The organism is Agrobacterium sp. H141, assembly GCF_057158725.1.
The window spans coordinates 3,894,797-3,916,228 of sequence record NZ_CM169893.1; the positions used below are offsets into that span (position 1 = coordinate 3,894,797).

Annotated in this window: 19 protein-coding genes; 5 read left to right on the forward strand and 14 right to left on the reverse strand. The window is 56.1% G+C overall.

The features are described from left to right. The first annotated feature begins 15 nt into the window (after positions 1 to 15). Positions 16 to 453 carry a hypothetical protein gene (locus tag ACWPM9_RS18295; protein ID WP_428186068.1) on the forward strand — a complete coding sequence of 146 codons (438 nt, stop codon included), beginning with the start codon at positions 16 to 18 and terminating at the stop codon, positions 451 to 453. A 1-nt stretch (position 454) separates the two neighbouring features. Here the strand turns inward: ACWPM9_RS18295 and fcl are convergent, their stop codons facing one another. The 4 genes from fcl to galE form a co-directional block, all read right to left on the reverse strand. Continuing rightward, the gene (gene fcl, locus ACWPM9_RS18300) at positions 455 to 1,411 is read right to left on the reverse strand and encodes a GDP-L-fucose synthase (protein ID WP_484756064.1); all 957 of its coding nucleotides are present in this window, start codon (positions 1,409 to 1,411) and stop codon (positions 455 to 457) included. Between the two features lie 2 nt (positions 1,412 to 1,413). Next, entirely contained in the window at positions 1,414 to 2,475 is a 1,062-nt protein-coding gene (gmd, locus tag ACWPM9_RS18305; RefSeq protein ID WP_484756065.1) for a GDP-mannose 4,6-dehydratase, read from the reverse strand. Between the two features lie 62 nt (positions 2,476 to 2,537). After that, the gene (locus tag ACWPM9_RS18310; protein ID WP_484756066.1) at positions 2,538 to 3,845 is read right to left on the reverse strand and encodes a UDP-glucose dehydrogenase family protein; all 1,308 of its coding nucleotides are present in this window, start codon (positions 3,843 to 3,845) and stop codon (positions 2,538 to 2,540) included. Between the two features lie 194 nt (positions 3,846 to 4,039). Beyond that, positions 4,040 to 5,026: a UDP-glucose 4-epimerase GalE gene (gene galE / locus ACWPM9_RS18315; protein WP_428186072.1), complete on the reverse strand. Its 987-nt coding sequence runs from the start codon at positions 5,024 to 5,026 to the stop codon at positions 4,040 to 4,042. 292 nt (positions 5,027 to 5,318) lie between these two features. Here galE and ACWPM9_RS18320 point away from each other — a divergent pair, with 292 nt between their 5' ends. Together ACWPM9_RS18320 and pgi are read left to right on the forward strand one after the other, a co-directional pair. Beyond that, positions 5,319 to 7,019, forward strand: coding sequence for a long-chain-fatty-acid--CoA ligase (locus tag ACWPM9_RS18320; protein ID WP_484756067.1), 1,701 nt, complete (start codon positions 5,319 to 5,321; stop codon positions 7,017 to 7,019). A 104-nt stretch (positions 7,020 to 7,123) separates the two neighbouring features. Next, positions 7,124 to 8,749 (forward strand): glucose-6-phosphate isomerase, encoded by a 1,626-nt coding sequence (pgi, locus tag ACWPM9_RS18325; protein ID WP_484756068.1) that lies wholly within the window; start codon positions 7,124 to 7,126, stop codon positions 8,747 to 8,749. Between the two features lie 84 nt (positions 8,750 to 8,833). Here the strand turns inward: pgi and ACWPM9_RS18330 are convergent, their stop codons facing one another. Next, positions 8,834 to 9,760 carry a carbohydrate kinase family protein gene (locus ACWPM9_RS18330; protein ID WP_428186075.1) on the reverse strand — a complete coding sequence of 309 codons (927 nt, stop codon included), beginning with the start codon at positions 9,758 to 9,760 and terminating at the stop codon, positions 8,834 to 8,836. An 84-nt stretch (positions 9,761 to 9,844) separates the two neighbouring features. Next, positions 9,845 to 10,540, reverse strand: coding sequence for an orotate phosphoribosyltransferase (locus tag ACWPM9_RS18335; protein WP_484756069.1), 696 nt, complete (start codon positions 10,538 to 10,540; stop codon positions 9,845 to 9,847). Between the two features lie 212 nt (positions 10,541 to 10,752). Between ACWPM9_RS18335 and ACWPM9_RS18340 the strand changes: the two genes are divergently transcribed. Further along, the gene (locus ACWPM9_RS18340; RefSeq protein WP_484756070.1) at positions 10,753 to 11,283 is read left to right on the forward strand and encodes a DUF1269 domain-containing protein; all 531 of its coding nucleotides are present in this window, start codon (positions 10,753 to 10,755) and stop codon (positions 11,281 to 11,283) included. 11 nt (positions 11,284 to 11,294) lie between these two features. Next, entirely contained in the window at positions 11,295 to 11,453 is a 159-nt protein-coding gene (locus ACWPM9_RS18345; RefSeq protein WP_428186078.1) for a DUF3096 domain-containing protein, read from the forward strand. Positions 11,454 to 11,577: 124 nt separating this feature from the next. Here the strand turns inward: ACWPM9_RS18345 and ACWPM9_RS18350 are convergent, their stop codons facing one another. From ACWPM9_RS18350 to ACWPM9_RS18385, 8 genes are all read right to left on the reverse strand, one after another. After that, complete coding sequence (locus tag ACWPM9_RS18350) at positions 11,578 to 12,456, reverse strand: hypothetical protein (protein WP_484756071.1); 879 nt, start codon at positions 12,454 to 12,456, stop codon at positions 11,578 to 11,580. A gap of 628 nt (positions 12,457 to 13,084) precedes the next feature. Further along, positions 13,085 to 14,125 (reverse strand): dihydroorotase, encoded by a 1,041-nt coding sequence (pyrC, locus tag ACWPM9_RS18355; RefSeq protein ID WP_484756072.1) that lies wholly within the window; start codon positions 14,123 to 14,125, stop codon positions 13,085 to 13,087. Between the two features lie 77 nt (positions 14,126 to 14,202). After that, positions 14,203 to 15,291 carry a response regulator gene (locus ACWPM9_RS18360; RefSeq protein WP_428186081.1) on the reverse strand — a complete coding sequence of 363 codons (1,089 nt, stop codon included), beginning with the start codon at positions 15,289 to 15,291 and terminating at the stop codon, positions 14,203 to 14,205. Between the two features lie 17 nt (positions 15,292 to 15,308). Continuing rightward, positions 15,309 to 17,576 carry an ATP-binding protein gene (locus ACWPM9_RS18365; RefSeq protein WP_484756073.1) on the reverse strand — a complete coding sequence of 756 codons (2,268 nt, stop codon included), beginning with the start codon at positions 17,574 to 17,576 and terminating at the stop codon, positions 15,309 to 15,311. After that, positions 17,573 to 18,073, reverse strand: a complete 501-nt coding sequence (locus ACWPM9_RS18370; protein WP_484756074.1) for a putative pterin-binding protein — start codon at positions 18,071 to 18,073, stop codon at positions 17,573 to 17,575. Before ACWPM9_RS18370 ends, ACWPM9_RS18365 begins: the two co-directional genes overlap by 4 nt. Before the next feature lie 22 nt (positions 18,074 to 18,095). After that, on the reverse strand, positions 18,096 to 18,485 hold the full coding sequence (locus tag ACWPM9_RS18375) for a response regulator (RefSeq protein ID WP_428186084.1): 390 nt from the start codon (positions 18,483 to 18,485) through the stop codon (positions 18,096 to 18,098). A 300-nt stretch (positions 18,486 to 18,785) separates the two neighbouring features. Next, positions 18,786 to 19,829, reverse strand: coding sequence for a proline racemase family protein (locus ACWPM9_RS18380; RefSeq protein WP_484756075.1), 1,044 nt, complete (start codon positions 19,827 to 19,829; stop codon positions 18,786 to 18,788). A gap of 165 nt (positions 19,830 to 19,994) precedes the next feature. Continuing rightward, the gene (locus tag ACWPM9_RS18385) at positions 19,995 to 21,263 is read right to left on the reverse strand and encodes an alpha/beta hydrolase (RefSeq protein ID WP_484757677.1); all 1,269 of its coding nucleotides are present in this window, start codon (positions 21,261 to 21,263) and stop codon (positions 19,995 to 19,997) included. Positions 21,264 to 21,432: the final 169 nt, after the last annotated feature.

The following is a 21,432-nucleotide window of genomic DNA, read 5'->3' on the forward strand; positions in this document are numbered from 1 at the left end:
CCGAGGAGACGTTCCATGCGAGCCCTATCATCGATTGTTTTTTCCACGCTGCTTTTGCCGATGACCTCATTTGCGGAGGAGACCGCGGCGGACGGCCGCTTTGCGCTTGAACGCATCGACAACGGCCTGGTGCGGCTGGATACACGCACCGGTGCCATGTCATTATGCCAGGAAAAGGACGGCAACCTCATCTGCCGGATGGCGGCAGATGAGCGAGCCGCCTATGAGGAACAGCTGGATATGCTGGAAGATCGCGTGGCTGCTCTGGAGGCGGGCAAGCCTGGCGCGAACAGCCGTCGATCTTCCGCGAACAAGGACCTGCCCAGCGATGAAGAGGTGGACCGCTCCATCGGCATCATGGAAAGGTTCATGCGAAGCTTTTTCGGTATCGTGAAGGAATTCGAGGGAGAGAAAGAGTCCACGGCGCCGCACCAGACGCCCGGTCAGCTTTAAATCAGGCAGCACCCTGACTTCGCTCTGCGAATTCGCCTGCAAGGAATGATGCATAGGCGCTCGCAACGCCGTCCTTCAGCGCAATCTTTGGCGACCAGCCCATGGATCGGAGTTTCGCTGCACTCATCAACTTGCGTGGCGTGCCATCGGGCTTCGACAGGTCGTGGACGATTTTGCCCGTGAACCCTACCACTTCGCAAACAAGCTTCGTCAGGTCGAGGATGGTGATATCCTCGCCGGACCCGACATTGACATGGCTGTCGTCGGAATAGGTCTTCATGAGATGAACCAGCGCATCCGCGCAGTCATCGACATGCAGGAATTCACGCCTTGGGGTGCCGGTTCCCCAGACCGTGATCTCAGAGGCACCTGCCGCCTTCGCGTCATGAGCCTTGCGGATCAACGCCGGCATGACATGGCTGGATTTCAGATCGAAATTATCACCGGGGCCATAGAGATTGGTTGGCATGGCGGAAATGAAGTCACGGCCATGCTGGCGCCGAAAGGCCTGGCAAAGTTTGATGCCTGCTATCTTGGCGATCGCATACCATTCATTGGTGGGTTCCAGCGAACCTGTCAGAAGAGCATGCTCGGTAATCGGCTGGTCGGCAAATTTCGGGTAAATGCAGGACGATCCAAGGAAAAGCAGCTTTTCCACGCCGACCTTATGGGCCGCCTGGATAATATTGGCTTCAAGAATGAGGTTGTCGTAGAGAAAATCGGCGGGATAGGTGTCGTTGGCCAAGATGCCACCAACCTTGGCTGCCGCAAGAAATACGGCGTCAGGCCGGTTTTTCTGCATCCACGCTTCAACGGCATCCTGACGGGTCAGATCCAGTTCGGCCCGCGTTGCGGTCAACACTGTACAGCCTTCGGTTGCCAGACGGCGAACGATTGCTGCACCGACCATGCCGCGATGACCGGCCACCCAAACCTTCTTGCCGGTCAGTGCATACATGATCAGGCTTCTTTCATCACGGTGGCGGTCTGCATGACCTTGAGATCTTCTGTGACCATCTCGCGGCAAAGATCGCGAACACTTGTCTCATGTTTCCAGCCGAGCTTCTGCTGCGCCTTGGCGGGATTGCCGATCAAGAGATCCACTTCAGTCGGACGGAAGTAGCGTGGATCGACCTCGACCCTGCATTCGCCGGTGGCCGTGTCGAAACCTTTTTCCTCAATGCCCTCGCCGCGCCATTCCAGATGAATACCCACATCTTCGAAGGCCCATTGCACAAATTGGCGAACTTCAGTTGTTTCGCCGGTGGCCAGCACATAATCGTCGGCGACATCCTGCTGCGTCATCATCCACATGCCGCGAACATATTCACGCGCATGGCCCCAGTCGCGCTTGGCATCGAGATTGCCGAGATAGAGTTTTTCCTGCTTGCCAAGCTGGATGGCGGCGACAGCACGGGTGATTTTACGGGTCACAAAGGTTTCACCGCGCAGCGGGCTCTCATGATTGAAAAGAATGCCGTTGGAGGCATGCATTCCATAGGCCTCGCGGTAGTTGACCGTGATCCAGTAGGCATAGAGCTTGGCTGCAGCATAGGGACTACGCGGATAGAAAGGTGTCGTCTCGCTCTGCGGCACTTCCTGCACAAGGCCGTAGAGTTCGGATGTGGAGGCCTGATAGAATCGTGTCTTCTTCTCAAGCTTGAGAATGCGGATCGCTTCGAGCAGGCGCAATGCGCCGATCGCATCGGAGTTGGCTGTATATTCCGGGGTCTCAAAGGACACCGCGACATGCGACTGCGCGGCGAGATTATAGATCTCGTCCGGCTGGCATTCCTGGACGATGCGGATGAGATTGGTGGAGTCCGTCAAATCGCCATAATGAAGCTTGAAGCGCTGGTTCTTCTCGTGCGGGTCCTGATAAATATGCTCGATGCGCCCGGTGTTGAAGGAAGATGAGCGGCGCTTGATACCGTGCACGGTATAGCCCTTGTCCAACAGCAATTCTGCCAGATAGGCACCGTCCTGTCCGGTGACACCGGTAATAAGTGCAGTCTTGCTCACGGTATATCCTTTTCAATCACTGGCAGTATCAGCATCCGGCACCCGATTGGCCACATGCGCGCTCAATCTGCGCGGCCTACGCTGTAATAGGCAAAGCCTTGGGCTTCAATATCTTTGGCATTGTAGACGTTGCGAAGATCCACGAGCACCGGCGCGTTCATGCGCTGCTTGAGAGCTGCGAAATCCAGATTCCTGAAATGTTGCCACTCGGTGATGATCACCAGGGCATCGGCGCCTTCTGAAACCGCGTCTACGCTTTCGCGGTAATCGAGGTCTGGCAGTAATGTCCGAGCCTGCGGCATGCCTTCGGGATCATAGGCTTTCAGACGCGCGCCCTTGTCCAGCAAAGCCTGGATGATGGCGAGCGCCGGAGATTCTCTGATGTCGTCAGTGTCTGGCTTGAAGGTAAGACCAAGAATGCCGACGATCTTGCCACGCAGGTCGCCACCTACGGCGAGTTCCACCTTGCGGGCCATTGCGCGCTTGCGGGTCTCATTGATGCCGACGATCGTCTCGATCAAGCGGATCGGAGCCATGTGGTCCTGGGCGGTCTTGACCAGCGCCAGTGTGTCTTTCGGAAAGCAGGAACCGCCATAGCCCGGGCCTGCATTGAGAAACTTCTGGCCGATGCGGCTGTCCAGGCCCATGCCGCGAGACACATCCTGCACATTGGCACCGACCTGCTCGCACAGATCCGCGATTTCGTTGATATAGGCGAGTTTCAGCGCCAGAAACGCGTTTGCAGCATATTTGGTGAGTTCGGCTGTGCGGCGCGAGGTCACAAGCACCGGGTGCCGGGCGGCGTCCAGCGGCTTGTAGATCTCCAGCATCAACGGGCGCGCACGTTCGTCATTCATGCCGATGACGACGCGGTCAGGCTCCATGAAGTCGTCGATGGCAGCGCCCTCGCGCAGGAACTCCGGATTGGAGACAACAGCGATATCGGCATCTGGATTGGCTTCAGCTATCACCCGTTCCAGTTCGTCGCCGGTGCCGACAGGAACCGTGGACTTGGTGACAACAACGGTGAAGCCGCGAGCAGCATTTGCGATCTCACGCGCAGCCGCAAAAACATAGCTCAGATCGGCATGACCATCGCTTTTGCGCGATGGTGTGCCCACTGCAATGAAAACGACATCGGCATCAGCGACCGGCTGCGCCAGGTCGGTGGTGAACGACAGGCGGCCCGCATCGACATTGCTGGCGATCATGGCATCGAGACCCGGCTCGAAAATCGGCACTTCACCGGCGTTCAGACTTTTGATCTTGTCCTCGACCTTGTCGATGCAAACGACGTGATGTCCCAGTTCCGAGAAGCAGACGCCCGAAACGAGGCCCACATAGCCGGTGCCGATAATCGCTATACGCATTGCCAAATCCAGTTCGATGCCAAAATCACTGCAAGCTCGCTCCGGCCGAGAGTGTCCGCGCCATCCGTCGCGTTTCAAACCCGAGTGTTTTGCAAGCCAAGGCAAACAAAAGCGACCAGATGGGCGCTCTCTATAACATTGGCGTGCTGAAACCAAGTCTCAGCGCGCCTTGAAAAACGGATTTAGGTTGAGGGTCAGATGGGGAAATTGGATTTGGAATGCCAGGCCCAGGCTGTCTGGATGATCTCTTCGAGAGTTCGCTGCGGAGACCAACCAAGAATCTCTCGTGCCTTCTCGTTATCCGCGACCAAGGCGGGGGAATCGCCGGGGCGACGATCGGCATAGGCGACCGGAAACGGTTTGCCTGAGACTTCGCCAATCGTGTCGAGCAGTTCCTTGACTGTCGTACCTGTGCCAGTGCCGAGATTGAGTGCGACCGAATCGCCTCCGTCCAGCAGATAGTCGACGGCCCTCACATGCGCATCGGCTAGATCCATCACGTGAATGTAATCGCGCACGCATGTGCCATCACGCGTGTCGTAGTCAGTGCCGAAGATCTTGAAGCCATCGCGCCTGCCAAGGGCGGCATCTATAGCCAAGGGAATCGCATGGGTTTCCGGTGTGTGCCACTCACCGATGCGACCGTCAAAATCGGCGCCTGCGGCGTTGAAATATCGGAGGATGACCGAGCGAAAGCCGGTGTAGAGATCATAATCCTTGAGCGCCTGCTCGATGATCCATTTGGTCTTGCCGTATGGATTGATTGGCGCCTGAGCATGGTTTTCGTCGAGCGGCATGCGCTCGGGCACCCCATAAGTGGCACAGGTCGAAGAGAAAACAAACGCCTTGATCCCCGCAGCCTGTGCGGCGGACAATAGCGTCAGCGACCCGATGACATTGTTCTCGTAGAAGGAAACAGGTTCCTTTACCGACTCGCCCACCTCGATCAGCGCAGCGAAATGCATGATCGCTTCCGGCTTGTATCTTGCAATCACTTCATCCAGACGAGCGCGATCCCGAATATCGCCCTCTTCCAACGGACCCCACCGGACGAACTCACCATGGCCGTTGGAGAGGTTGTCATAGACAATCGGGAGATAGCCTCTGGTCGACAATTGGAGGCAGGTGTGGGAGCCAATATAACCTGCTCCGCCGACTACCAGTACCGGTTTTCCCGACATCCATTACCTCGCAATCAAGTTGTTTGCGGCAATACCGCGGCCCCTATCCTCCCAGTTCAATTAAATCAGCAATTATGTCTCGGCAAGGGCAATGAACGTAGCGTTAAAAGTTGGTGCCTTGACAGCCGGATATGCCGATGAATAATTGCATTACGTTTACGTTAAGGTAAAAATTGGACGTAATATGTTGAACCTACGAACCAAAGGCATAATCTGGGGTTGACCGGGAGGAGCTTTCACTGTCCCTCGACGAGGAACAGGATTGCCGGCACACCAAGCGTGGAGGAATTTCATGACTGACTTGTCGAACCGACCGAGTGGCCGTGCCGAAGAGAAAATTTGGCTGTCCTCTTATCCCAAGAGCGTGGCACCCGAAATTCCTCCCCTGCCCCATGCTTCGCTCAGAGAATTCTTTGAAGAAGGCTGCCGCATCAATGCTGAGCGCATTGCCTTTTCCAGCATGGGAAAAGACCTGACCTTTCAGGAAATGGAAGAAAAGTCAGCCCATATCGGTGCCTGGCTGCAGGCACTGGGGCTTGAAAAGGGCGACCGCGTTGCGGTCATGCTGCCCAATATTCTGCAAAACCCGGTGATCGTCTACGGCATCCTTCGCGCGGGGCTGATCGTCGTCAACGTCAATCCGCTCTATACGCCTCGCGAACTCAAGCACCAGTTGATCGATTCCGGTGCGACGGCAATTTTCGTTCTGGAAAATTTTGCCTATACCGTCCAACAGGTCGTCGCAGAAACCTCCGTGAAACATGTGGTCGTTGCCACCATGGGCGACATGCTTGGCCTGAAAGGGCTTATTGTCAACTTGGTCGTGCGGCATGTGAAAAAGCTGGTGCCGAAATGGTCAATTCCGGGCCATATCAGCTTTAACCAAGCGCTTGAGAAGGGTAGCAAGGGCTCTCTCAACCGCGTGCCTATCCAAGCCGACGATGTGGCCTTTCTTCAATATACCGGTGGCACCACAGGCGTCTCCAAAGGGGCAGCCCTGACGCATGGGAACCTGATTTCAAACGCCCTGCAGATCAAGATCTGGCTTGAAGAAGTATTCACCAGACGGCAGAGACCGGAAGTGCTGACATTTGTCTGCGCATTGCCGCTCTATCACATCTTTGCCTTGACGGTGAACTCGCTCATGGGCGTACTCCTTGGTGCCCATAACATTCTGATCGCCAATCCGCGCGACATTCCCGGTTTCATTACCGAATTGAAACAGCACAAGGCTCATGTGTTTCCCGGACTGAACACGCTTTTCAACGCGCTGATGAACAATAAAGCCTTCGACGACATCGACTTCTCCTCGATGCTTCTGGTGCTTGGCGGCGGCATGGCTGTGCAGCGCCCCGTTGCTGATCGCTGGTTCGAAAAGACCGGCTGTGTCATCACCGAAGGATACGGATTGTCTGAAACGTCACCGGTTGCAACCGTCAACCGGCTCGACAGCAAGGAGTTCTCAGGTACGATAGGCCTGCCTCTGCCATCCACCGACATCGAGATCCGCGGTGAAGCAGGAGAAACGCTGCCCATTGGCGAAATCGGTGAAATCTGCATCCGCGGCCCGCAGGTAATGGCCGGATATTGGCAGAAACCTGAAGAAACAGCCCGCGTGATGAGCGATGACGGCTTCTTCCGGTCGGGCGATATGGGCCTTATGGATGAGCGCGGCTATGTCACGATCGTCGATCGAAAGAAGGATATGATCTTGGTGTCGGGTTTCAACGTGTATCCGAACGAGATCGAAGAGGTCGTGGCCATGCATCCCGGCGTCCTTGAATGCGCAGCAGTCGGCGTGCCGGACGAGCATTCCGGCGAGGCTGTCAAACTTTTCGTTGTTAAAAAAGACCAGGCGATTACAGAAGCCGAGATCAAGGCCCATTGTGCAGTTCATCTCACCAATTACAAACGCCCAAGGCATATTGAATTCCGGGATGAGTTGCCAAAGACCAATGTCGGCAAGATCCTTCGAAAGGACCTGCGCGGCTAGGAGGGATACATTGGTGCACATTTCCTTTTTTGCGGCATCGGCTTGATTTGCCACAATCAAAGAGAATAGTTAGCCCAACCGTTTTCAAACCCGGAGGGCTTCGCATGAACCCGGTCGCCAAAGAGCTAAAATCCACTGTTCATACGAGTGCGGCCACGGATATCCGTGCTGCATTCAACTCGGATAGCAAGCGATTTTCGCGCTTCAGCGTGCGTTTCGATGATCTGCTGATGGATTATTCGAAATGCGCCGTGAATGACGACATCATGGCGCTGCTTGAAAAGCTTGCGGCCAATGGCGGCGTTGTAGAAAAACGCGACCGGATGTTTGCCGGTGACGCCATCAACTTTACCGAAGACCGTGCCGTTCTGCATACGGCTCTTCGAAATCGGTCCAATACGCCCGTATTCGTGGACGGCAAAGACGTGATGCCGGACGTCAACGCCGTGCTTGCGGCGATGACCACTTTTGCCAAGGGCATTCGCAGCGGCACGCTGAAAGGCGCCACTGGCAAGAAAGTCACCGATGTGGTGAATATCGGCATTGGCGGCTCGGACCTGGGGCCGGCCATGGCCACGCTGGCGCTTGCACCTTTCCACGACGGGCCACGCCTGCATTTCGTCTCCAATATCGATGGCGCTCATATTGCAGACACTCTGAAGCTGCTCGATGCTGAAACAACACTCTTTATCGTGGCTTCCAAGACCTTCACCACCATCGAAACCATGACCAATGCGCAGGCCGCCCGTGGCTTTATCGCCGATGCGTTGGGAGAAGACGCGGTCGGTGCACATTTTGCCGCCGTTTCAACGGCGCTTGAGAAGGTTGCAGCCTTCGGTATTGCCTCCGAGCGCGTGTTCGGTTTCTGGGATTGGGTGGGCGGTCGATATTCAATCTGGTCGGCAATAGGTCTGCCCCTGATGCTCGCAGTCGGGCCTGAAAACTTCGTTTCCTTCCTCGAAGGAGCGCATGCGATGGACCGGCATTTCGTCGAAACTCCCGTGCGCGAAAACCTGCCGATGCTGCTCGGACTTCTCGGCTATTATCACCGTGTCGTGCTTGACTATCCGACGCGTGCGATCCTGCCTTACGATCAGCGCTTGTCCCGTTTTCCGGCCTATCTTCAGCAACTCGATATGGAATCGAACGGCAAGAGCGTGACGATTGACAGCAAGCCGGTCGATGGCCCCACCGGACCTGTGGTCTGGGGCGAGCCGGGCACAAATGGACAGCATGCATTCTATCAGTTGATCCATCAGGGCACGGATATCATTCCGGCAGAGTTCATGATCGCCGCAAACGGTTTCGAGCCCGAATTGCGCCACCAACATGAATTGCTGATGTCCAATTGCCTGGCGCAATCGCAGGCGCTGATGAAGGGCCGTACGCTTGAAGAGGCCAAGGCACAATTGACCGACAAGGGCATGGCCGAAGCAAAGGCCGACCACATCGCGCCGCATCGCGTCTTCGAAGGCAACCGCCCTTCGATCACATTCGTCTACGACAAGCTCACACCTTTTGCGCTCGGTCGACTGATCGCACTTTATGAGCACCGTGTTTTCGTTGAGGGCGTGCTGTTCAACATAAACTCATTCGACCAGTGGGGCGTCGAATTGGGCAAGGAACTGGCGACAGGGCTGTTACCGGTTGTTGAGGGTAAGCAGAATACTGACGGACATGACAGCTCGACAGCCGGACTTGTTAAGGCACTGCTCGGAGCGAAAACCTGAGATAAGATGCCCCAGCAAGCGTCTCCTCACATGAGGTGACGCTTGTTGTCTACAAGGCAGTGATCGGGGCTGTTACGATCCGTTTCAAAGACCGACTTCTGACGCCCATGGTGGATTGGCACCGGCGCGCGATACGGTAACGGCAGCGATCTTGGCACCGAAGGCAAACGCCTTGCGGACGGCATCTTCATCAAGCGTCGCAATTTTTTCCTTGGTGAGAAGCCCCTGAAGCTTGAAGGACGCCAGGATGCCGGCATCGAAAGTGTCTCCTGCCCCAACGGTATCCACGACCTCGACGCGTTCGCTCTTCACCGTCGTGCTAAAGCGCTCCGTATAGCCGGTTGCGCCATCGGCACCGCGCGTGATGATTACAAGCTTGGCACCAGCCTTTAGCCAGTAGGCCGCGAGCGTCTCGACGTCGCCTTCCATCTCGAACCAGTCCAGATCCTCATCCGAGAATTTGACGATATCGGACATGGCGCTCATGCGCTTGATGCGGGCCATGTGGGCCACCTTGTCCTTGATAAAGCCTGGGCGGATGTTGGGATCGAGCGAGATCACGCGCTTTTTGTGCTCGCGTGCCATCAACGCCTCATAGGTTGAGCCGCACGGCTCGGGAATGAGACTGATCGCACCGAAATGCAAGGCTTCGCAGTCGTCTCCCAGCGCAGGAAGATCGTTCTCAGTGATCATGCGCAGCGCCGTGTTCTCATCATAGAATGCATAGGTTGCCTGTCCGTCGACGAGTTTGACGAAGGCGATTGTGGTCGGGCGCGATGACGTGGCACAGTAGCTGTGATCGACGCCGCTTTCTGTCAGCGACTTGCGCAGGATATCTCCCATCATATCGTCCGACAGACCGCAGAAGAAACCAGAGGGGATGCCCAGTCGTCCAAGAGCAATCGCGGTATTGAACACGGCACCACCTGCGTAAGGCGCAAAACCCGCCTCACCTTTGGTTGTCTCACGCGGCAGCATGTCGATAAGGGCTTCGCCACAGCTCAGGATCATTTAGGCCTCCCAGTTTTCTGACGACAGCCAAAAGACTATCGCGCTTTCAATCGATTTAAACCAAGCGGCGCAGGAATTCCACCCTTACAAAGCGAGTTCCGCGACGCCGCCGTTTCGCCCGGACCACGCCAAAGGCGCATCAAGAAAAGCCTCAACCTCAGCCAAGGTTCCGGCGTCAAACAGCTCCTGGTCGCGGGCAACGGCCAAGACATTCCGCCAGGTGGCAATATGATGAAGCGTGACCTTGCCGCCTTCAAAGCGTGCCTCGGCTTCGGGAAATATGCCGTAGTAGAAGAGTGCAATGCCATGATCGACAATGCCACCGGCTGCCCGGATCGCATCGATGAACTTGAACATGCTGCCACCGGCTGTTGTCAGATCCTCAATCACCAGGACGCGCGCGCCTTCAGGCATTTGGCCTTCAATCTGGGCATTGCGACCGTGACCCTTGGGCGCTTTGCGCACGTAGATCATCGGCAGGCCGAGACGTTCAGCAAGAAAGGCTGCAAAGGGAATTCCCGCCGTTTCGCCACCGGCGACCACATCGAATTTTTCAAAACCGGCATCGCGCATGACCTTGGCAGCGGCGAAATCCATGATGGCTGAGCGAATGCGGGGATAGGAAATCAGTTTGCGGCAATCGATATAGACCGGGCTCGCCATGCCGGAGGCCAGCTTATAGGGCTTGTCGGCAGCGAAATGCACCGCCCCGATTTCCCACAGCATCTTTGCCATCAGTTCTGCCATGACGGTGGGCTCGGAAAAAGTGGTCTGGATCATCGCATCGCTCCTGTGGCTTCGTTCCTGCTTTCCTGCGCAATAGCAGTAACTGAGGAAACTGGCCAGCGTCGGAGCGCACCCTGCCGCAGTGCGCAAATGTTCGCATACCATATGAACAAGAATTAATATTGAGGCTCTTTTACCGTACGGCGGAACCAACCACATCAGTATCAAGTTCCCCTATCCTAAAACATACCGAAATGGAGACGGCCATGTCCGAACTTATTGTTATCGGTTACCCCAATGACCAAAAGGCCGAGGAGGCCCGCAAGACCCTTTACGGTCTGGCGAAAGAATATCTTGTCGACATCAAAGATGCGGTTGTCGCGGAAGCCGACGATAAGGGCGAGATCAAGCTGCACCAGATGGTGTCCATGTGGAGCATTGGTGCGTCCGGCGGGGCGTTCTGGGGACTTCTTGCCGGCATCCTGTTCTTTAACCCGTTGATTGGTGTCGCAGCGGGCGCCGGTGCTGGCGCCTTGGCGGGCGCCATGACCGATTACGGCATCAAGGACGATTTCATGAAGGAGGTGGCTGGAGTGCTGCAGCCTGGACAGGCCGCCCTGTTCATCCTTGCGGATCGGGCAGCATCCGACAAAGTGATCGACAAGCTGTCAGCGCATGGCGGCCGCATCATCCGAACCAATCTCGACACATCGAAGGAAACCGAGTTGCGTGCTGCCTTCGAAAAGGTCCGGTCCGCTGAACCGACCCTTCCCGGCTCCCCCATCAATCCAGCCTGAGGAGACTTTGCATGCAAACCTATCTCGCCATTCAGCCGCTGATCGCTCTGGTCGCCGGTATTCTGATCCTGATAGTTCCGCGTCTGTTAAACTATGTCGTGGCAATCTATCTGATCCTGATCGGACTTGCCGGCCTGTTACCGCAATTGATGAACTCTGGCGGCATGTAAACTGAAAACGCAAGGCGCCGCGTTGATTGTCACATACGCAATACCTGCAAGTGACCAACGCGACGCCTCGCCCCCCCGAGATGGTAGGCCCATGCTGGGCCTATCTTCCCCTAGAATTTCTTCGTCATGCACCGACGCTGCAGACCGCTCCCCTCAGGATTTCGACCAATGTGCCGCAGTTGTCATTGTTGTGATCACGCTGGTTGAGGTCACCCAAGACAGACGGCACCGGCTTTGATGGCTTAGTCGGCGTGGAAGGCGTGGATGGTGTGGTCGGTGTGGTCGGTGTGGTCGGCGTCACCGGATCGGTGGGCTTATGCGGCTTGTGCCCATGATGCTTGCCGTGATGCTTGTGGTCCCACTTGCCGCCCTTGTGACCGTCCTTGCGACCATGCTTCTTTTTGTCGTGCTTCGAACCATGCTTGTCGTGACCGAATTTAGGGCCATGCTTCTTGTCTTTCCCAGCTTGGTGCTTGGAGCCATGGTGCTTGCCGCCTGTCTTCTTGTCTTTCGAGCCAGACCACTTCTCGTGCGTCTTTCCGCCTTTGTGGTGACCTGACTTTGCGTCCTTGTGGCCGCCGAACTTGCCTTTGTCAGACTTGTGACTGCCGCCCTTGTCGCCCTTGCCTTTATCGTTCTTGTGCCCCTCGCCTGGCTGACCGCTCTTCGAACCTTCGTCATGCGACTTGCCCCGGCCGGGCTTGCTGCCGTGATCTCCTTGGCCAGGGCCGGATGAGCCTGGACCGCTCTTCTTCTCTTCGGTGTTCTTCGAACTACCCTGCTGGGGAGTGTTGCCGTGACCCTGCTGACCCGCACCGGTCTGCTTCTTGCTGTTTTGCGCCGCGTAGGCGGAACTATCGATGAAAGCAGGTTGAACGGCTGAGACTACTGTCACGAAAGCCGTCGACAAGAGTATAACGGCGACTTTTTTGACAACAACACTTTTTATAAATTGTCTTTCGACGCAAAAATTAACTATTCGACTCATTTTCAGGAACTCCAAAAAATATACTCGAGGTAATTTCCTCTATTTTTTGGTTATCCACAGATTTCTTCCTTTGCACAATAGCTTATTAACAAAACATAAACCATGGTAAATTTCCGCAATTTTATTTTGTATTAAGATTTAATATATTTTTAATTATATTGATCTATTTAATACTTACGAAGCAGCTACGACACACCCTCCTCCGCAGTGAATCACGACGAGACGATTCTCTGTTTTTTCATGTGAAATCATAGGCTTGGAGATCCCCAGAATTGGGGCTGCAGGCCATTGAAAATAGTCGAGAGCGGGCAGGTTTTTGAATTGGATTTATCCAAAAGGAGCCCAAGGGCAGCGACCTTCGCGGCCGCTACAAGCGTGCCGTGAAACGGGCGAGAGCGGGGTGCATCAGACATCCCTACAAGGTTGCGCCTTCCGTTTCCGGCCTCTATTTTGAGATCCGGACACCAAGGCGCATCATCGCGTGCCATACGTCATTTTTTAAAGGTGCCGCTGGCGGACAATCGCGAAGCGACGCAAACGCAGTTCACCGGTGCAAGCCAGCAAAAAGCAAAACACAACAAGCATCCACACCATCTTGGCGGACGTTACCAGACTGGGTGCTGCTTTTCAGGAAGTTACGGTTTTAGCGCTGGACCTGCCAATGAAGCGGAAACATGGGGTCGAACACTGTCACTGTGCCGTCTCCAGTTTCAATCCTGGCAGGAAAGGAAACCGGTTCGTCACCTTTCACCAGCGATATCATCTCTTCGTTGGCGGGCAAGCCATACCAGGCCGGACCGTTGAGAGAGGCAAAGGCCTCGAGCTTGTCGAGTGCCGATTCCTGCTCGAACACATGCGCCAGGCAGCTCATCGTGTTGATCGAAGTGTAGATGCCGGCGCAACCGCAGGCACATTCCTTGAGTGGATCGACATGAGGTGCTGAGTCTGTCCCGAGGAAGAAACGCACATCGCCAGATGTTGCCGCTTTGCGCAGCGCCAGACGGTGGTTCTCGCGCTTGGCGACTGGCAGGCAGTAGTAATGCGGCTTGATGCCGCCAACCAGGATTGCGTTGCGGTTGATGATGAGGTGATGGGTGGTGATGGTACCGGCAAGGTTGCCACTCGCGGAGCTTATGTAATCCACACCATCGGCGGTGGTTACATGTTCCATGGTCACTTTCAGTTCCGGCAAGCGCCGGCGGAGAGGATCCAGAACGGTTTCGATGAATACCGCCTCACGGTCGAAAATGTCGATCTCGGGCGTCGTGACCTCTCCATGGACGCACAGCGGAAGACCGATCTTCGCCATACGCTCCAGAACTGGCATGGCCTTTTCGATGTCTCTGACGCCGCCGTGGGAATTGGTCGTCGCACCCGCGGGATAGAGCTTGACGGCAGTAACGAGACCGCTCGCCTTGCCCTTTTCAACGTCGTCGGGATCAGTCTGCTCTGTCAGATAAAGCGTCATCAACGGCGTGAAGCTGTCACCGCTCGGCGTGGCCTTCAGGATGCGATCGCGATAGGCGATGGCATCGGCTGTTGTCACCACCGGCGGCACAAGATTGGGCATGATGATCGCGCGGGCGAAATCGCGACTGGTATCGCCCACGACCCCTTCAAGCATGGCACCATCGCGCAAATGCAGATGCCAATCATCGGGGCGGCGAATCTTCAGGCTTTTCATGGTGGACGGCTCCAGACGCGGTGTTCAGCCGCCGTCGATACCATGTCATTTCCCAGAGGCAAACTGCCGAAGGCAGATCAGGCGACTTTTTCGGTGGCAATCCGGGCTTCGCCGGCTGCCATTTCACGCAATCGCTCCTGACGATCCTCTTCCATAATGTCCTGGAAACGCGGAAGTGCCCGCTGAAATGCGGCAACACAATCCGGATCGAACTGCGAACCGCCTCGTCCGATAATATGTGCGACCGTGCGCTCAAAGGACCATGCCGACTTATAGGGGCGCTCTGTGGTCAAAGCGTCGAAACTATCGGCAATACTCACGATGCGGCCAACCAAAGGTATGTCAGACCCGGCGAGCCTGTTGGGATATCCCTGCCCATCCCAACGCTCATGGTGAGTGGCGGCAATTTCGGAGGCCAGTTCAAGCAGAGAGTTATGGGAACGCGCAAGAATGTCTCCACCGATCTGCGAGTGGGTCTGCATCTGGCGATATTCCGCTTCCGTCAACTTGCCCTGTTTGAGCAGCACGGTGTCCGGTACTGCGACCTTGCCGATGTCATGCATGGGGGCGGCCAGACGGATATCCGTGCATAGAATTTCAGGCAAACCGAGCTCGCGAGCGATCGCTTCCGAATAGGCAGCAACGCGCATCGTATGACGCGCCATACCGGGATCCTTGTAACCGGCAGCGAGTGTCAATCGGTGAATGATCTCCTGCTCACGTTCGCGAAGCTGGTAAATGGCCTTATCAACTTCGCGCCGCAACCATTCCGACTGGTCGGCCAGCTTACGACGTGCCTCTGTCAGGCTGACAATATTTTGCACACGTGTCTGAAACTCAACCGGATTAACCGGCTTCGTCAGGAAGTCGATCGCACCTGCGTTGAGAGCCTCCATACGGGTGGTCATGTCCGTGTCTGCGGTGACGAAAATGACGGGCGTGTCTGCGTATTTCTCAAAGCGCGCAATTTCGGTGTAGAGCTCGACGCCATTATAGACCGGCAAGCGGAAATCGATGATTGCAACATCGAAATCCAGTTCCGGCAGCGCGGAGAGCACGGCGTCCGGGCTATCGAACGGCAGTGCCTCGCAATTGTCGAGCTTTGCAACGAGCCGGGTGAGCAGCTTGAGGTTGGTGTTGTTATCGTCAACCACCAGGATACGCATGACTTTCTCCGTGTCTTTCAAGCTACAAGCTTGTATTTGAGCGCTTCAATTTCATCGTTCAGTTCGCGCAGGTCCGATTCCGTTGGCTCGACGGATCGAAGTTCATGAGCCTTGCCGGCAATGCCATTCAGGCCGACATTGATGGCGGCGCCCTTTATGGTGTGCAAAGCGAGATCGATTGTTGCCGTATCGTTGGACGCAAGGGCGCGCTCCAGTTGCTTCAACAGGACCACGGCATCGGCGAAGAAGGACTCGACCAGTTCGTTGAAGACGTCCTTGCCGAGCGCATCGACGAGTTCGTTCTGGCGCATTTCATCGAGGCCTGCAAATTCCGGGAGGTCTGCCAGAGAACGCGGCACTGGCTCCAATGACTGCTCAACTATTGCATTACCCTCCTCTTTTAATGGCTCAGATACGTATCTTTCTGCCATTCCGAATTCGGTTGAGAATGTGACGATCACGCTTCTGAGGCGATCCATAGTCACGGGCTTGGACTCGAATGCCACCATACCCGCGTCGGCACAGCGACGGCGATCGTCATCGGAGGCGTTGGCAGTCATGGCAATGATCGCGGCCTTGCTCGACGGTCCGCCTCGAGCGATGATCCGGCGCGTTGCTTCAATGCCATCCAGAACAGGCATTTGCATATCCATAAAGATCAGATCAAAGACGTCCGTTTCGCTGAGTGCCACGGCTTCCGCGCCGTCGCTCGCGACTGTCACATCCTGGCCGAGGCGCTCGAGGAATTTCAGCGCAACTTTCTGGTTAACCGCATTGTCTTCCACGAGAAGGATCTTGCGGCGCGGTATCTGGGCCCTGCGCTCACCGGCCATAATTTCGCGTCCGACGGCCTCCCTGTCGGTCGCGACGACCGACAGCTCGAACCAGAAAATGCTGCCGACTCCGACTGTGCTGCTCACTCCGAGCTCGCCGCCCAGCTTCTCTATGATCTCCTTGCAAATCGTCAGGCCAAGGCCGGTACCACCGTATCGACGGCTGATGCTGGCATCGACCTGTGAAAATGGCTTGAACAGCTTGTCGAGACCCGTTTCATCGATGCCGATACCCGTATCTTCCACCTCGAAACGGAGCATCAGGTCGCTGCCGCGATAGAACTCCCTGACCCGCAATGTAACGGTGCCCTTGTTGGTGAATTTGACCGCATTGCTCAACAGATTGAGAAGCACCTGGCGCAGGCGGGTGGGGTCTGTTCGTACATAACTTGCGTGGAGACTATCTGGAATGTCCAGCACGACCGCGTTGCCATGCTCATCGGCACGCGCCCTGACGATGCTGACGGCGGCCTCCGCAAGACTGCCTATGTCGACCGCGCGTTCTTCCAGCTCCAGCTTTCCATGCTCAATCTTGGAATAGTCGAGAATCTCATTGATAACATCCAGCAATGCTTCGCCGGATGCGCGAATGGTTTTCGCGCTCTCTGCCGCCTCATTCGGCAAATCGTAGAATTCCATCAGTTCCGACATGCCGATGATGGCATTGAGCGGTGTGCGGATTTCATGGCTCATGGTCGCCATGAATTGCGATTTTGCCTGGTTTCCCGCATCCGCCGCCTCATATGCCACCGTCAGTTCGCCGGCCATCTCCTCCAGAGTGAGGCCCGCGGCACGAACAGACTTCAACTGGCGACGAAGCGTCACGACCAAGAACACCACCGAACTCATAAGCAAGGCAAGCATGATCGCCGAGGTCTTTTCAAGTTCGAGTATCATTGTCCTGTTTTCGGCGCGATCCTCGCTCAAATGGGTATTGGTATAGACAAGAAGCTCTTCGGTGCGCGCACTGACCTGTGCAAGCTCTTCCTGAACGGTGGCCAAAGCCTGTGCCTTGGGTTGGCGACCAGTCGCAATCCCGTCGAAGAAGGGCTGAAGCGCCAAGACCTGCGCTCTGATTTCGACAACCAGACGCTGCACGCTTGGGTCCTTGGCAAAATAATCGCTGAAGCGCGATTCCTGCACGAGCTTGGTGCGCGAGTAGAAAATGTCGTAGCGCGTCGAAAGCTCTTTGAGAGCGACCGGCGTTGGTTCCGGCAAGTGTCGGATAGTCGCCAGAGTGTGATTGAGCGTGCGCGCTTCGCGATCGAGCTGATAAACGGACCAGGTCGCGTTTTCGCGGATGCCGTCTTGCAGATAGCGGAAGCGGCCGGAAATATCGATGAACAGCAACAGCAATACGAACAACAGGACAGCAGACAGTATTTGCAGGATAAGTGTGGTCTTTCCTGCATTGCGAATGATGTCACCGCTGGTTCGTGCGATTGTTTTCACTCAGCGACCTCGATTTCCTTGATCTGCCATACAGAGCGGGCAAAGTACTTCTCGTTGTAGAGCGCCTTGTCCTGATCAAATGGATAGACCAACATCAAAGGCCCCTTGTCCCGCACGACCATTTCCTTGCCGAACATCCGACTGGCCAGAATGGTGTCCAGCTTTTCCGCGTCCGCAATCGGAATTCGCGCCGAATAGTCATTGAGAGCGCGTATGATGAGGTAGGAACCCTTGGCCCCGGCGGCATTGAGAACCGCGCGCAGATAGGGACCTGAAAACTCGACCTGTCCCGTCGTCCAAGGCGTCTCCATCTTCGCCACGCGCCCGTCGAGAGCCTCCAGCATTTCTCGGTCGAAGACAGCTTGCGACCCGTGATTGGTTTCGCCGACCGCACCCTTGACCGTCAAAATGACATCGCCGGTGGGGACGTCCAGCGCATGGGATGGCGCCGTCCAGACCGTTGCGGATATCAGTGCAGCAATTATGATTTTGTTCATCGCGACCATCCCTTGCTTGAACTCAGGCAGAGCGGACAAGCGTTTCCTCGCAATCCCGGTGGGATGACAGGATAGCGCGCAGGACCACTGTATCGATGGGCTTCGTCAGAAAATCCCTGACACCGGCCGCAATCGCTTCGTCGCGCAGCTTGGGCTCGTGGTCGGCTGTGACCATTACGATTGGCACGTCGTCATAGCGTCCAATCATGCGTACCGCTTTGATGAACTGGACACCGGACATGCCGGGCATGATCTGATCCACAATCAGAAAGCTGAACTGCTCACCATGACAGCGTTTGAGAGCGACACCAGCATCAGGCTCGACCACCACGTCTTCTGCCGTCACCTTTTCCGCAATGCGCTTCAAGATCATTGCATTGGTTGCATTATCTTCGACAATCAAAATCGTCATCGCCACTCTCCGTTGAGTGGGCCTTCGCATCGTGTCGACGGTTGACTGATCTATGCAACCAGTGGCGACGGCACGGAAAGCCCCGATTTTCATGCTTCTTGGCACGATCAATATCAAAGGGAGGCTGAGATTGGCTGAAGCAAATAGATGCAATTTTACCGAACTGTCGAATTCGGTCGCGTCATTAGTGTATTATTAATGTCTGACTTATGGCCCGGTTGAAGCCATGGTTGAGCCACGCGGCCCAGCGTCGAAAGCTCGCTTCAGGCCGTCATGCTCGTCAACTGACAAGGTGAAGCGCTAGTCGCCGATTCCGCCAGCAGAGGGTCCCCAGACATCCGTCAGGGCGAAACCATTAGCGAGTGGATCGAAGGGGTCCAGGGCCAATTGATGCAAACCGAACGTAAAGCCTCGGCCGCAAATTGTTGGTACCACTGCCGTTTTCCCCGCAATTTCGGTGGTCCCTGAAATGCCAACCTCGAATTCCGAGCCAATGATCGATCTGGATTTCAGTATCTCGCCGACTTTCACCTTTCCGCGCGCATACAAGGTTGCGAGGTTGGCCGAGTTACCGGTGCCACACGGAGAACGATCCACTCGACCAGGCCACATGGTGGTGCAGGTTCGCACCGCGCCATCAGGGTCTATGTCGCGAAACATGACATAGGCCACGCCTTCGATAGCCGGAATGGTCGGGTGGACGACCGGGATCGTCCTGTTGATCATCGTCTTCAAGGTCATGCCTGCTTCCACGAGCTGGCGGGCATTGGCCTTGTCGATTGTCGTACCGATCTGGGACACGTCCACCAGTGCATAGAAGATGCCGCCATAGCAGATGTCGAGCTTGATGCGACCCCATTCAGGTGTATCGAGCTCCAGGTCCAGGGTGTGCACGAAGGATGGCACCATGGTGAGCTTGACCCGCTCGCAACGACCGTCCTTGCAGGTGGCCAGAGCGCGAACGAGCCCCGCTGCCGTTTCGAGCACCACCTCCGTTTCCGGCTCCCGCATCTCGACGATGCCACTTTCCAACAATGCCGTGGTTACGCAGATCGAATTGGAGCCGGAGCTGGCATGCGCCTGGTCTGGCTGCAGGATGATGAAGGCGGCATCAGCGTCTGGATGTTTCGGCGGCAAGAGCAGGTTTACAGATCCGATCGGCGCACCCCGCGGTTCAAGCACCAGAAAGCGCCTGAGTTCTTGTCCCTTGGGGTCGGTATTCAGCCAGTGAAGCTGCTCGGCAACGGTTGCGCCTGGAATTTTTGGCACGCCGCCGATCGCCACTTTGCCGATCTCACCTTCACAATGAACATCAAGGAGCTGAATGGTCCGTTTCCAACGCATATTGCACTTTCCCGTTTGCATTTGCTGCGCATCCCGACAGCCTGGCCGAGGCGCGTTTACAGGATTTGCAATCACGCGCCGGCAAGGGTGTCTCGCTGTCACTTTTGATATAGGAGCAGCGTCCATTGCCCAATGCATTTGTTGTCAAATGCAGTCGTGATCCGCCTATTTTTGTGCGGTGGCGCTCAAGCCGTCACCGACGGAACCAATTGTGCCCGCTGTGCTGTCACCAAGCCTCTCCCACTGGCGGCCATAATTGCGGCGGGTGGTAGGGTCGAAAATGATGATGGGCGTGCTGATGACGGTGCTGGCGGCCTGTCCAACCGTGCTGGCAGCTCCAATCGTCACCGCCCCAATGGCATCCCCCAAGCCAACCTGGCTATCGGTTACTGTCTGGCCGGCAATCAGGCGGTCGCCAATCAACCGCACCACTTCCGGACTTTCTGCGAATTTGCCGTGGTTCAACCGATCGCCTGATTTCAACTTTGTCAGATCGAGAACCGTAATGCCGGCATTTTCAAGCTGGCTGCGGTAAGGCTCCTGGCTCGGATCGATCTGACCCAGGCGGTCAATGTTACCGGAAATGCGCCGGGAGAGCGTGAGGGCCCGATCGTCTCGGGATACGAACAGCGTGAAATGAGGCACATATTCTGCCGCCGCCATTGCCGCATATTGCTGCCCGAAAACGTCGACATCGAGATCCGGCGCGGCGAGAATCACGTTGGAGATCTTGCGCGACAGCGAGCCGTCGCGGATGGCCATCTGCCGCAAAGCTTCGACAGCAAGCCAGGTTCCCATCGAATGGGCCATGACTGTGACATCGCTCACCGACTTGTCCTCAACGATCTGGCGCAACAGATCCTCCAGCGCGTCGCGCGAGTAATTGGTGCTTTCCTTGTCGTAATTGTAGTCGAAAATGCTGGCACGCGAGGGCCATGTGAAAAGGACGGGGGCTGCATCGAAGCGACTGTCATGGATGATCTGGGCGAAGCGATAGACTGCATCTTCGTAGCGGTTGTTGAAACCATGGACGAACACCAGAACGCGACGGGTATCGGTGGAATTCTGCCTATACCAGGCTTTGGCATCGGCTTCAGATGTCATCGGTTTGACAGAAAGGGTCGCGAATTCCTTTTGCGGATCGGGCGGCAATTTCTTTGGCCACTGGACTTCGCCGATCTTGCGGTTGGCATCTGGCGGAATGGAGACCGTGATTGCGTCGGCCATCAGGCCGCTTCCGCGTTCGCCTGAGAAGAGGATTGCCTTGTCGTCAGCCGGTGCTCGCGTGGTTGCCGCAATCAGGTGGACCTTGGACGTTCCCTCGATCGAGCTTCCAAGGGGCTCCATGACGCCAACGGGGCGGCCGCCGCAGGCGCACACAGCCAGGCTCATCACGGACAAGAAGACTAGATTGGACGCGAAACGCATTTCAATTTCTTTCGCTGCATTCGGCGCAGGTGCCCGGCAGTGGTCGCTCTTTATGCCAATATTCAGCGATCAGCATATAGGTCGCTGCGGTTGCTGCACAGCCTTGCGAGACGATTCGGGAAACCCGGCTGAGCGCAAATGGTTGACGTGGTGCCTGTTGGCAGCACTGCTGAGC